The organism is Calothrix sp. NIES-2098, assembly GCF_963875125.1.
Lineage (GTDB): Bacteria > Cyanobacteriota > Cyanobacteriia > Cyanobacteriales > Nostocaceae > Aulosira.
Genome location: NZ_CAWNKJ010000001.1, coordinates 4,320,416 through 4,336,061, shown reverse-complemented (window position 1 = coordinate 4,336,061; position 15,646 = coordinate 4,320,416). Strand labels below are relative to the sequence as shown.

1 protein-coding gene is annotated in these 15,646 nt (G+C 40.2%); it reads right to left on the bottom strand.

The genetic code is table 11. From position 1 onward, the window contains the following. Positions 1-47: 47 nt before the first annotated feature. On the bottom strand, positions 48-15,359 hold the full coding sequence (locus AACU33_RS18100) for a DUF4347 domain-containing protein (protein WP_096589986.1): 15,312 nt from the start codon (positions 15,357-15,359) through the stop codon (positions 48-50). Positions 15,360-15,646 lie beyond the last annotated feature (287 nt).

Here is a 15,646-nt window from a genome sequence, read left to right as displayed (position 1 = left end):
CACATTTGTGGGCTGCAATTACTTACAAGCTGAAGAGGTAGCCTTTATTAAACCTTAGCTTTCTGTAATACTTCTGGTAGTAATGCATCATCTAGTTCGCTAGAAAGGTAATTAACTTGAGGTTGGGATAACAGATTCGAGCTACTTTCTTGAGTATCTTGCATAGAGGTGATTGGAGATTGAGTTAAAGATTGGCTCGATTCCTCAGGATTCAGCGAAACATCTTCTACTGCTGGCATGATATCAAAAGATATTTCTGAGTCTTGGAAAAATAGAGAAATCACCATATCGTTAAAATCTAAGTCTCCTCCTTGAGGCAGATCTTCAAAGCCCCAGGTGTTATCTCCTAATAGGCGAATGTGATCTACTTTATCTGGATTGGCTTGCCTATAAATAAAGTAGACTAGCGAGTCATTATTAGTATTGTCATCAAGTAGCTGGGCTATTGTGCCGTTAGCAATGATGTAAGGTACGTACAAATATCCGCCTTGCCACTTAGCACTCACACCCTGACTATGGCGATCGAAGCTGATACCATAAGCTTGACTATTGCGAATGGCAGCCAGAGTATAACCCGCATCTCCTGGATTAAACGACTGACCAGTGGTGGGATCAATAACCGTACCTTGAGGATTTTCAATGCGGTAGAAGCCTACAGTGTTATTAAAAGCAGCTTCACTCTTGATAATTGGGAACCGAGCAATTAGGGTTTGCCCAACATAATCGCTCAAATCTACGATCTCACGCTCGTGTTGACCTTGAAGGCTAGTTCCAATCGGTGCTTTCGAGTCATTTTGGCTAATTGTCAGCGTTATATTCCCTTGGCTATTATTAGCAAGTTGGTCATTAAAGGTGAGTTGTAAACTATTGAGATCTATACTGCTAACTTGCAACACGCTTCCACCATCTTGGTTTGAACCGAACAGAACTTTATAAGCTTGGGTGGGATCGTTAATGACATCATCTGTACTGCCATCTTGAATTAGGTAGAAAGATAAGAACTGTCCGGCAATGTTTTTTAGAATACGTGTAGGATTGGGAACAAAATCATCAGGAAGCACGGAGAAAATTACCTGAGCGCGTAGTAGAGCTGCTTGCAAGTAGCCTGGAGAATTGGGAAATAAGTCGCCAATGCGTCCTTGAGCATCATCGACAACAAAGAAACCGACTTCGTTAATTACCTTTTGTTGGACATTTTTACCTGTTAAGGTGAACTGCAAACTAGAGTTCTCGAAATCGCCTTTGCGTTGCAGTATGTTGGCCACAGGTGCAGACAGTTCCAAACTAGGTGTAGTCTGGTTAACGATTAGGCGGAAGGTTGTGCTAGTTTGGGCATTACGCTCATCAGTGGCGGTGAGCCGAATTTCTAACGTACCTATATCTGCAAAACTAGCCTTACCAACAAATCTCAGATTTACAGCATCAAAAGATAACCATTTAGGAAGCGGACTACCATCAGCAAGGGTAGCAGAGTAGGTCAGGCTATCACTTCTAGGCGCACCAGTATTATCCTCATTCGATCTATCTTCTGGATCGATATCTCCTTGGGAAACATCATCATTCAGAAACATATCGGCATCATCAAAGATATTCCCAGGTATTTCAATAGTAAATTCTTGTTGCTCATTGATGGCTTGGTCAGCGATCGCTTGTTTTACTTCTGGAGCTTTGTTTGTCAAACTAAATACTAATCGAATGATGCTGCCGTCTTTGAGATTAATTAATTCTAGGCTGCCGTCTTTACTGGTGCCATTGTGAGTGTACTCTAAGATACCATTGCGCAAATCTATTCCCCGCAACAGTACAGGATTGTCACTATCGAAAGTTTGGGTCAGTTTTTGAGTGACTTCATCAAGCGTGAAGGTTAATTCACCTTGTTCCGGTAGTTTATATAGACTATAGATATCTGCTTCTCTAGTTTCTAAGTCATCAATAATCAGGATGTCACCTCGAACCCAGTCAATAATCTCTTCGTTAACTGTGGTTTGGGGCTGTTGAATTTCGTAAGCACCTAAGTCAATCTTATTTCCACTCAGGCGATCGCTACCTCGTCCATCTACTAATATCGCTTCACCAGTATTGCCATCTGCATCCAAATCTCCTAAATCAACCGGACGCAGTCCATTTTCTCCTTTGTCCTTGGCTGGACTATTCAACAACAAGGGATAAACCCAAGCATAATTAATCTCTTGCAGAGGTGCTAATTGCGGATCGACATTCAGCACGCCGTTACCTGTGACGCTACCATCTTCAACAATATTGCTACCTAAAGTGAGGATTTGTGCTTGGTTTTGATTAACCACATCTGTAGATACAGGAGTTCCGCCGATGGGAGTGGTGGTATTTTTGGCAATAATGCTATTTGCTAGTAAGAGTTGTCCGCCTTGGAGATGAATTCCTGCACCGTTTGTAGTTGGGGAATCGTTAATCGCACGATTATAAACTAAGGTGCTGTTGAACATGTTAATGTTGGAGCGATCGCCATAGATTCCTCCTCCCTGTTGTGTAGTTTCATTCAAGGTAATGGTGCTATTAACAATACTGGCATTGCCGCTAACAATGCTAATTCCGGCTCCGGTTTGGGCTAAGTTCTTAAGAATCGAACTATTTTCTACGATTAATTGTCCTTGATTCATCGCGATCGCACCACCAAACAGCGCCGCTGCGTTATGGTTCATTTCGCCGTCAATCAGGCTAACTTTGCCGCCTTCACTGAAGATACCACCACCTGTACCAGCACTTTCAAGCTCGAAGCTGGGTTTACCATTTTCAATACTGATGTATGCGCCTGCAATATTGTCATTAATTGTACTAGAACGCAAAGTGAATGTACCAGTGTTATAGATGCCGCCACCTTTGCCTGTGGTGGTATTGCGGTCGATGTCAGTAAGATTTAAACTGAGAGTACCGCTGTTAGCGATCGCTCCACCAGCTTGGACTGCTGTGTTTTGATATATACCGCTATTTTCAATAGTAATGGTTCCCTTGTCGTTCCAAATCGCTCCGCCAAAATTACCAGCTTGGTTGTGGTTGAGGGTGGTGTTAGTAAGGCTCAGGTTTTCTTTGTTCCAAATTGCCCCACCATTATCTGTGACTTTACCACCTGTCAGTCCAATACTAAATAACTCTACCTGACTCTGTTGATTGGCGTTACCATCATCTATGGTGAAAATTCGATGTTGCTGATTGCCACTGATAATCGTAGCAAACTCACCTTGACCGCTAAGAGTTAGGGATTTATTGATGAGTATTTCCCCTTGCGTTAGCTTAATTACTTGTTTGTTCAAGCTCGAAGCAAAGGCAATGGTATCACCATCTTGAGCTAAACGAATCGCTTCTCGTAAACTAACATCACCAGAGCTAACATCACCATCATCTTCATCAGTTGCATTATCAACTATCCAATTAGCAACTTCTAAAGTGAAAGTATCATCTAACTTATATCCCTGATTATCAGTAGCAGTGACTTTGATATACAGCAAGCCAACATCTTTAGCAGTAGGTGTACCACTAAAAGTTAGCGTTTGAGAATCGAACGTCAGCCAGCTAGGAAAAGGAGAACCATCATCGAGAGTTGCAGTGTAGGTAAAATCAGGATCAGATTCAAAATGGTAATTAAAGGGAGTATTGGGGCGAATTTGTCGATCGATAAAGAAATTATGGTCAATGCGTAAATAGAATTTACTACTTACACTTGCGCCACTTTCATCTGTAGCTGTCACCTGAATTTCTAGTAAATTCAAATCGCGATCGCTTGGTGTTCCCCAGAACACGCCTGCTTCTGAATCAAACTTCAACCAAGTTGGCAAAGGTGTACCATCAGACAGTTCAGCTTTGTAAGTTAGTTTGTCACCTACTTCCCAATCAGCATCATAAAAGGTGTCTCCCGGTAGAGCAAATTCAAACTCTTCATTTTCAATTGCAACTTGCTCTTTGATAGACACACTAAGTATTGGGGCAGTATTGTTGATATTAATATCAAAACGAGCCGGAGAGCCTTGGGTTTGATTTAATATTTCAAAGCTGTCTTGTTTATGACTACCGTTATGGATATAGACTAGCTCGCCGCGACGCAAATCTGCATTACTGATTAAGTCTGGATTAGGATCGCTTAAGCTGCGGGTAATTTTACGAGTTTCACCATCAATAATAAATTCAATTATGCCTTGACTGGGCAGCTGGTTAAAAGCGAAGATGTCCTCATAATTATCACTGGTAATACCAGAAATTTCCCAAATTTCTCCTCGCTCTAAAGAAATTTGTGCCACTGGTGCGATCAACACTTTTTCTATAGGTAGAGATTGAAGACTTAGCGGTTGTATTGATTCTGCGAGTACGGGTGTAGTTAATGTTGTTGTAGTTGGTGTTGCTGCTAAGGCTGCTGGTTGAACTGCTAGTAAGGTGGTCGGTGCTGCTAAGGCTTGAGTTGCATTATTCGCTCCAGGTTGATATTCTTGTGCACCAATATCAACTGTGCCATCATAAACACGTTGTTTACCGCGCTGATCTACAGGTATGGGTTCATTGGTATTGCCATCCCCATCCAGGTCAAAAGTGTCTTTTGGCACATAATTATTATTGCCTTTATTGACAGCCGGACTATAGGGATTATATATGATTGGCACATAAAAGCTGGCACCAAATTTTTCAACTCGAATGTTTTCCAAAGCAGGGTCGCCATATACCCAATTAGATTGGAATATATTTGGGCTGTAATCGATATTGAATCTATAGGGACTGTTAATTAGGTTATTTGTGATTACAGCATTTGCGTCTTCCGGTTTAAAAACTACTGAATTAATGTAGTTACGCAGGTAGAATATCTTATCATCGCTGTTGTTGCGGTTGCTTAAAATGATGTTGTTAGCAATGATAGTTGTATCTCTATCTTTTGGTTGCGTTTTTCCTGTATAGCTAATAAATAGCTGTATATCTTTAGCTCCCCCTTCATTGCCACCATTACCAACAATTGTGCTGTTTTGAATTGAGACACGGTAACTTGCAGAATTTTCCTCATCGGAGTTAATACCAGATATAAAATTAGCAAAATTAGAGGCAATTACACTATTGTTAATAAACAGATCGCGAATATTATTAATGCCACCGCCTATATCCGACGTGTTACCTGTTACTACGCTATTAATTAGATTGAGACTGCCATAATTAAAAATACCTCCTCCTTTACCTGTGGCCTTTCCACCTCGTAATACACTATTAATAATGTTAAGAGTACCTCTATTATAGATTAAACCACCATTATCCGCTTTTCCTTCTGTCAAAAATAGGTTTTTGAGAGTGAGGGTTTGGTAAGATTCAACGGTGAAAATGCGGTTTTGATTGCTGCCTTTAATTTCAACTTGCTGAGTTCCTCCATCAATGGTAACAGGTTGCCTAGTAGGCACGTAAGAAATTTCGCGCGTCAGTTGAATTTGCTGAATGGCATTAGCAAAGGTAATGAGATTAGAATTAATGCCAGAAGTTAAATTTATAGCTTCACGTAGAGTTAAATCTCCAGGCTCAAAGTTACCATTTTCTTCATCACCACTATTATCTACTACGAACCACCGAGTGTATTGTGTTTTTCCGGTTACATTTTCGGTATTGTTTTGGTTTCCCTTCTGGCTTTCTTGCCCGGATATTCCACCAGTTTTTGAATTTTTTTGATAGTTATTTGCACTACTATAGATACGAGCAAAATAACTAAAATCTCCAGATATGACTTTAACTTCTGAACCAAAATTGAGAGTTGCTTTAGTGAGTTGGTTGTTATCAGATATTGCTTCTAAAGTAGCCGATGAATCACCTTTAAGTTTCTTATCTATCCAACTGAAAATTGTGGTGTCTTCTGGTCTTGGCAATCCTTGACGATATGCATAAGCATCAGCCTTACTTCTAACATCTGATTGACGAGTTGTGATTGTCACTGCTTCTGGAGCTTTAAAAATGCTATTACTACCGATATTAGTGTTAGCATTTAAATTGGTTGCGATTTTAGCAGTGGCTCTGGTAGTCGCGGCAAGAGTTTTGCTTTCTGCATCTGCTTTAGCAAAGATGTTTGAAGAACTATCTTGGGCTTTTATGGAAATTTTCTTTCCTTCTACTTGAGCATTACTACTAATATCAGTTTTAGTCAAAGAATCTATAATGATTTCTGCCTGAGATTGGTTGGTAGAAACTCCGCCCGTCAAAATTTCTTGTCGTGATTTAACATTAAAATCACCAATATAATCTGCATCAATAACTATTGCACCAGCAGCAATCAGTCGGTTGTTTAATCCTAAAGAAGTATTTGTTCGATTGTACTCTCTTAGGATTACCTGTGTACCACCATCAGCTGCTACACCTGCTGCACCTCCTAAAGCAATGACAGTATTACTTTCATTACTGTCATTATCTTTGGTGCGGTTATTGCTCGTACTCCGCAGAGAAATATTGCCTGATGTAGAATTCAATTGCACATTGGTTAATGTTTCTACAGTCACATTATTTGTAATATCTACTTTTGCCTCTGCCGAACCTTTGGCTAAAAGTCCACTGCTACCGCCAGTTGCATTAGCATCAACGGGGTTGTAAGACTGAGCCAACAAATCAATATTGCGTCCTGCTTTAAATTGCACATTATCTTTAACTTGAGTCTTTTGAGTCACGTTAATAGTCGTTTTAGCACTTGCCCCAGTCAAAGTTCCCCCTAATGAACCATTCGAGGATGTAGCAGTAGCAGCTACCTTTGCTTGGTTATTAGCGTTGGCTGTACCAAAGTCGCTATTACTTAGATGGTTATTGAAAGATGCGATTTCAATATTACCGACTACGTCAAAAATACTACCTTGCCCGATTGTGACTTCAATTGTGGGTTTCCACTCAACGGTTGCTGTTGATTGACCTCCAGCAACTCCTAAACTGAGATTTGCTCCCCATGCTTCTCCTTGAATGCTGCCATTGGCAAATGCTCTGACTACAGCATCTTTATTTAGATAAATTCTGGCATTATCGCCAATCCAAGCTTTGACAGTGGGAGTTGCAGTAATATTAGTTAATGAACCACTACCATTGGCAACACCTGCGGTTGCTCCAGTCGTATTTCCTTCTAAGGTATTGTTAGCGATCGCTCTAACTACTAAATCTCTAGGACGTTGGTTACTATCGGTACTACTGCCAATTTTGATGCCATTATCTAAATAAGCTTCAGTAGATCCAGTTTCTTTCAGGTCAACTTGAACAATTCCCGCCGCTAAGACTCCTGCTGCACCTCCAATCGCAAAAGATTTAAGCGTAGAGTCACTCGTTGCATAGACATCAACATTGCCAGCTTTAGCAATTTCAACGTTAGAACCGATATAGGCAGTTGTCTTGTTATTAGAAGTAATATCGAGTTTTGCTCCTGCACCTCCTATTGCTCCTGCACCACCAACATAGGCTTCGACAGTGCCCGATTTTACAACACTGTTGGCATTGATAGATAAATTTGAACCCACTGTTAGATTAACTGTTCCGTTAGCATAGGCTTGAGTAGTTGTATTAATAATGTTGTTACAATAAACACCTCCTACGCCAGCAAATAGGCCACCCCCTAAACCACCGACTTTGTTGCTAAAATTGGTGGTCTGTTCAGCCTTGATATCTAAACTAGTTCCTGACTGGATCTTGGCGCTATCAGTAACGTAAGCCTCTACAGTACCATTCACGTCATTTTTGCTAACAGATCCACCTAAGCCAACAGCACCTAGACCAACTCCCACACCAATAGCCTTGGATTCTAAATTAGAAGTTCCTTGAGCAGCAATCTGGACATAAGTACCTGCTTTGAGAGAGCTAGTATTTTCTACAACTGCTTTGGTATTGCGATTAATGTTGTTAGTAGTCAAAGCAGCTCCAGCAGCCCCACCACCCGATACAGCTGCCCCTCCGGCTTTAGCGATAATAGTGGCATTATTTTCATCCCTAACTGTAATATCAGTACCAGCCTCAATCACAGCGTTACCACCAATGCGGACTGTGACGGGATTGCTAATTTCATTAAGAGATACAGAAGCACCAACCGAAGCTACAGTGTCTCCTGCGCCACCAAGAGTTAGGGCTTCAATCTTGGCAATAGATTGAGCAAAAACAATTACAAAGCTTGATTTACTGCTAACTGTTCCGCCGTCAATATATGCTTGTACACCATTACCACTAATTTTGTTGGTGGCTAAAGCTGCCCCTACTGCTCCAGTCCCTGAAAGAGCTACACCACCAGCAATAGCAGATATCTTACTGTTTTCAAGAGCATTAAGTCTCACTTGTTGGGTGGCAGTAACCTTGGCTTGATTGGTAATATAAGCTGCAACAGGTAAGTTAATTTCATTGAGAATAACAGACCCACCAGCTGCAAAAGTTCCGGCTCCTGCTCCCCCTATACCAATCGCGTTAATCTGCCCTGAAGATGTGGCCATTAATTCAACTTGGCTGGATTTTGACTCAACAGTGGCATTGTTAATATATGCCTGTACACCATCGCCACTAATTTTGTTGGTTGCCAAAGCAGCGCCTACTGCACTACCACCTGCTCCAGCTACACCACCAGAAAGAGCAGAAATATTACTATTTTGGGTTGCTGACAGGAGAATATTACTACTTGCAGTTACCTTAGCTTGATTACTAATAAAGGCCGCAACAGGTAAGTTAATTTCATTGAGAACAACAGAACCACCAAGTGCAAAAGTTCCTGCTCCTGAACCACCTACCCCAGCTGCCTTAATTTCTCCTGAAAATGTAGCAGTTAATTCTACTTTGCCTGATGTTGACTCAACAGTTGCTTGATTTATGTATGCCTGAATCCCGTTGCTCTTAATCTTATTAGTTGCAACGGCTGCTCCTACTGCACTATTACCAGCACCTGCTATACCACCAGACTTCACAGAAATATTGCTGTTTTGAGTAGCGATCAAACTAATATCTTTAGATCCAGTAACTTTAGCTTGGTTACTAATAAAGGCAACAACTGGCAGAGCAATTTCATTCAGTACGACAGAACCACCCAGGGCAAAATTACCTGCTCCTGCTCCGCCTATGCCAGTGGTTTCTATCTTGGCTGATGACTGGGCTTTGATGGCGATCGCGTCTTTATTGGATGTTACTGTGGCATTGTCGATGTTTGCTTGTATGCCTCGCGCCCCATCATTGCCAATTAAGTTTTTGACTACAGTTGCCCCAACTGCTGCCTGACTTGAGCCAGCAACCCCTCCACCCAAGGCTTGAATGGTGGATTTATCAGTTGCTTCTAAGGATAGGCTGCCTCCTGTAACAGTAACTTGAGATTGATTGCGAATACTGGCTAAAACTGGGTTATTAATGTTGTTAATAGCAACCGAACCACCTAAAGCAAAGTTATTCGCACCACTACCACCAAGAGCAATAGTTTCTATATTGCCTGTAAATTGGGCAGTGGTACTGCTGGTGTATGTTTTAATAACTGAGTTGTCAATATAAGCCTGAACCCCTTTATTGTTATCACCGATTTCATTAATGGCAACCGCAGCACCAATAGCAGCTGTTTGCGCTCCAGCAATACTACCTGCTAAAGAGTTAATGCTTGATTCGTCTTGAGCAGTTAGAGTCAACGTGATTGCATCAATTGGAGTGGGGTTAGTAGTCGTCGCCAACAGATCTTTAATATGTGCATCTACTCCATTTTTAATGACGTTAATGGAAGCAGAACCTGCTAATCCTGCTTCTTTACCTCCACCTACACCAACAGACTTGCTTTCAATCTTGCTTTTAGCGTTAGCCTTGATACTCAGGTCTTTGACAGTAAGTTGGGTTTGCGAGCCTTCTACTCTGGCAGTTGTAGTGCGATCGCTACTGTTATAAGCTGCTGCTGCGCCCAATCCATTGGCAGAACTCGCCCCAATTGCACCTGCGATAGACTGAATAAAAGCTGTATCAGTAGCATTAATTGTGATTTGGGGTAGACCTTGCGACCCGTTAGCCTTGGAATCTAAAAAGGCCGCATCAGTTTTACCTGTAATCAAATTAACTGCGAGCGTTCCAGCAGCACCCAGCCCTTGGTCTCCTGTGCTAATCCCCAGCGACCCAACATAACCACGAATCTCAGAGTTATTGGTTGCAGTTAGGTTGATGCTAGTTAGTCTTGTTCTTAAATCGGATCGATTAATGGTTGCAGTAACCGAGTTATCAACTTTATTGAAGGAAATCGCTGCCCCAAATCCTGCTTTACCACCTAATCCTAAAGAACCAGCGATCGCAATAACTTTCGACTCATCCTTAGCATTGACATTGATTTGAGAACCCTCAACTGTTCCACGGACGCGATCGATGAACGCAGTCGTTTGATAATTCATAAAGTTGAGGGAAACTGAACCTGCTACCGCTACTCCATTTTGATTAGGTGCGCCTGATCCACCAGCAGTAATGGAAATAATTCTAGCTCGGTTGTTAGCGTTGACCGCCAGTTGTCCTTGGATTGACTCTAATCTGTCTGCATTACCAAGCAGAAAGGAGAATTGAGGTGCGGAGAGATCGATCGCTTTTCCTGCCTTAGCGTCATCAAGAGAAGCAGCTAATTTAATAAATTGCCTTTCATTAGGATCAACAATTACATAATAGGTTTGTCCATCGCTTAAACCACCAATGGAGGAAAAACCTGTTTCATAGTAGACAACTGCATATCCAGTGGAAAACCTATGATTACCCAGGTTGATTGTATCGTTATTAAAATCTACTACTTTTTGAGGATCAAAAGTCTCATTAATAGGAATAATTTTATTATTACTATTCACGTAGGCGCGGGTTGCACCATTGAGTGAGTTACTGGCAAAAGAGCCAGCAATTCCGGCTGAGTTACCTTGTTGAGATGAAGCAAAAGCAACAGAGCCAGCTAGAGAGAAGAAATTGGTATCATTGTTGCTATTAACATCAATTTGTGAGGCAATAATGCTGTCTTGAGCATCATTAGCAGAAAAATCATTAATATAGGCAAAAACGTTATCTGTAATTGTGTGAATTGACACATCTCCAGACACACCTAAACCGAATTTTCCTTGATTGCCTTGGTCGTTACCGATCTTACCGTTGCTGTTAGAAGCTTGAGCCTGACTTGGCACAGATTGTCCTTCTAGAACATCATCACTAACACCAGACGCTTGTTTTTGAATATCACCAGCTTTTTCGGCATCTGTGCTACTCTGATAAACAATACTGGCAGCCAAAGAAATATCAAAATTATCCCCATCATTCTTAGCTTGAACCTTTAAAGCTCCTGCTAAATTCAGTACAGTTTGACCAGGAGTAACAGGTGTAGGGGTGCGATTAAATTTACTACTGTTAAGGATATTAGTTGTTTGCTCATCGGGTACTCCAATCAAAGCAAAGGTGTTGCGATCCATATCTGTAATCGCAACAGAAGCACCGATACCCACATTTTGACCTAGTAATGCCCCACCAACAATGTTCCAATAGTTGGTATCATCCAAAGCATTAACTGTTAGAAATCCTCCTGTAACTTTAGCACCAGAAGCGACTTGCGCCATTGTTACGCTATCGTATAAATTAACGGCAACTGTGCCATTAACAGCAAATGTCTTACCACGACTGCCAGAATAGACAAAGTTTACACTAGTGATTTTTGTAGTGGCATCAACCGTTAAACCACCATAAATTCCTGTATTAATCAATGCTCCACTATCAACTTTGGCAATAGTGATATTATTAAATAAAGAACCGTAAATTGACCCCCCTACACCACCATTATCGTTAGCACCACCCACAGGTTTAAAGGGATTACCTGTTACGTTAACAAATGTACCTGTTGTCAATGCCTTGACATTTACACTTTGGTTATCACTACTGTAGTTGCTGTCTTGGTTAATCTTGGCACCAGAATTAATCAAAGTTTCCGTTGTGTTGTCAAATTTGAAAAAGTTGATAGCGCCAGCGATTCCTAACTTGTCTGATTCAGAACTGGCTTTAGTCCAAGAGTTCCAGGGTTTTTTAGCACCAGGTGCAGAAAAATCAGTGGTTGGGAAAGATTTTGCTTCTACAAAAGCACCCATGTAATCTGGTAAAGCGTAACCTCGTTGTGATGCTTCTTGGAATCGTTGCTCCCGAAGTTTCTTTGAAACTTCATTAGGATAAGTGATATTTAAATTACTAAATTGGTCAAATATCAAGGGATAGTATGTTTTTGATTCAATGCTTATAGCTTGTTGTGCATCAAGTTGGGAATTTCCTTCTATAACAGTCTGAACATTGTTATTGTAAAGGCCTAAACTTATTGCTGTACTAACTGCTGTATCTTTATTTGCACCCTCTTTTTTCTCAATTCCTGAAGCAGCACCTATTGTTGGTACGTCAATTTGTTCTGCTTTAATGTCTATATTTTTTTCAGACTTCAAAATGGCTGTGCTGCCAATTGTCACCTGCACTTTATGGTCAGTACTGCCAACAGCAAAAGATCCTGCTAATGACCAGTCAGAATTGGAATTTGACGATCCTGCTTGTCCAGTGAATACTTTATCTGTAATCTTATTTATTCCTGGAGTTTTTTCTTGTAGAAACTTCTTGATTTTCTCGGAAGAACGCAGCGCAGGAACTAAAGTTTCTTGGAAGTTGATAATTTTATCTAGTAAACCTCCACCACCAATTCCAACTTCTGCTGTATTACTTTCTTCACTATTTAATTTGGCACGAATACCAATACCAGTAGTAACATTTTCCAGTTCTAGCTGATGTCCTTTCCCAAATTGACCAAATTCGATCGCTCTGAGATCGATAGCTTTTCCGGTTTTGGCATCTTCTAGAGTCTTAGCTAATTTAACCAAACTAGGTTGATTAGCATCAACAATAACGTAGTAAGTGTTACCATCTACTAAGTTACCAATGGAACGATTAGTGCTGTATATATCGTTGGGGTCATGATTGCGATAAATGGCGCGATCGCCTGTCCTCCACTGATGAGCCTCACCTAAAGAAATCGTATCTCGATCTACATCAACTGCATTATTTGGAGCAAATACATAGACGTTCTTTCCTGCTCCTTTGGCTTTGGCCGTAATTTGACCATTAACTTCAGCGCGAATATCCGAGTCAGCAACGCCTACACTCAGGGTTAAGCCAAATTGTCCATCTTCATAACTGCCTGTTTCGGCTGCGGTAGCATTATTATTAGTACCTAATGCTGTAATATTTACATTACCATTGGAGGTGATGATAGCGTTTTTGGCAACAATTGTGTTTGAAATTGCTTTTGTTTGAGCAGTAGCAATTGAGATTGCCTTAGTTTGATTATCTATTGGTGCTTGTCCTAGATTACGAGAGACACGAGCTTTAGAACTAGCAATTGTTGTTGCATTTGAGGTAAGTTGAACATTGCCAATAGAAGAAATGTATACTCCTTCACCAACTAAAGTTTTAGCTGTTGCTTCTGACAAAGCTAAAACTATACTGAACTGATTAGTTATTGTTGAGCCATCTTTGATAGTTACAGCAACAGTACTATCTGCTTGAGCAGTACTGGTAATTTTGACTTCCCCTGTACTATAAATACGAGAATAATTACCTAAATCAACAATTGCTGTTGAGTTTTGTGCCTTAATAGCTGCGGGAATATCTGCTAACAAGTCAGCAATCAAACGAACTGCTTTTCCTGCGTTCTTTTCTATAACAGAAACTTGCTCACCGGATAACCCTTTAGCTTGAGCATCAAGGATAATATTGTTACCATCTAAAACTGACTTAGTACCAATAGAAATTTTGGCATCATTGAATGTACCAAAACCACCAAAACCAGCTAAGAGATCAGTAAGATTGCGTTCATCTACCACCAAAAACTTTACATCACCACTTTTGTAGCTCGTATTTGTGGATGATGATGCTATAATTTCAGCATTTTGCTGGATATCAATGGTGACACCTGAAAATGTGATAGAACCAGAATCTCCAGAAGAACCAAATTCCTCAGAAACTTGTCGAGTTGAAATCGTCGCTCCTTCTTGAACGGTGATCTTTTCAGCTTGTATATCTAGATTCCCGCCTTGAGTTAATAGAGTGGTATTAGCATTAAAAATAACCGTATCTGTGCCTACACCTCCATTAATACTAAAGTTGACAGCTTTAGATAATTGCTTGAAACCATTAACGAAAGTGATTTTGTCATCAGCAACAGAGCTAAAAGCATTCAATCCTTGAAACAGTAAAGATTTGCTCTCATCTGTATTAATATCAATCTTAGATATTGAGCTTAGAGCAACTTTCACCGTATTAGCATCAATTCTTGTAATTGCACTATTGTAAGAATTGTTGGTTTCTTTTTGAAAGATAATTTGTGAGTTTTTATCCTGTATATAAAGTTTACCATCAGCACGAATTTCAAGATTTAAATCACTAGATGGATTTAAATTAACTGTATCAACGGCATAATCATAAGACAGGAAAACCTGACCCAAAGAAACAATTGTATTAGCAATACTATTAATATTAATTACATTGGGGATTAAATCTGGTGTTCTATCAGTGAACTTTAAAACTCCTTCCGCTGAGACAGAAACTTCTGCCAATCCCAAAACACTTTGATAATTTTGAATAGCAAAACTTTGGTGTTCAATTGCCCCAGTTTCATACTCTAAAGTCCAATTTCCACCTAATAAATTATTTCCAGTTAAATCTGTCGATGCAGCCACATCTGCACCTGTCAAATCACTCAACTGCTGTACAAATTGTTGCCCTATTTCTCCTTGAGCAATATCACAACCATAGAGCAGAATATCTGCATCAGAAGTTAGAGTAGTTTGCCAATTTTGGAAACTAGAAGCATAATTTGCTAAAGTGTCTGCGTTTAATAGCTGATTTCCAAGGAATATTTCTCCAGCCGCACCGTGAGTAACTAGGTGAATGGCTGAAATATCGTGATACTGAGCTAGGGTTTGATCGATTTGAGTCAGTTCATCATTTCCATTGAGGAAGATTACTTTAGTAGTTTGTGAAGCATTCTCTAACCAACGCTGAGAGTCTGCAATCGACGTATCAACAAATATTAGTTGCTCAATCGGTGCAGTTATTTTATTTTCCGGCTGCTGAGATTGCTCAAAATTTGCTAAATCCCAAGTCGGTTCAGATAACAATAAAGAACCAAACAAGGCTTGTCCAGTTAACGGATCTTGAGTTTGAGTGACAGCAGAATCAGTGTTCTTTGCCTCCGATTCCGAAAACACTGGTGAAATGAACGTATGAGCAGCAGGATTCAAAGACCACAACGTTTCACCTAAGTTATAAGGGTCTGGATTCGTGAAAAAAGCACCAAAATTATGAGAAAAATCAGGAAGTAAAGAGGAATTAATAGGATTAGCCGAACTGTCAATCGCCATTTATTATCCTTAAAAATTTTTATACCTATTTATAGCTAGTAGATTAGCTAGTTAAATTCAAACTTAGTAACTAGTTATAAAAAAAATAACGGTGTTATTACGTAATTTTTGCAATCAGTCAGCAGTTATTTCTATTTACTGTATTGTTTCTGCCACTTTATGAGATTAATTATGTCGGTATAAAATAACACGTATAAATGAAGCGTGTTTAATAGTATTTTTCTTAACTTAAATACTATAAGTAGAGGCGATCGCTATTCTCCCGCAACGCTGAAGATAAAATAGGG

Coding starts and splice junctions, on each gene's coding strand:
- AACU33_RS18100 (WP_096589986.1), bottom strand. CDS start 15,359: ATGGCGATTGACAGTTCGGCTAATCCTATTAATTCCTCTTTACTTCCT.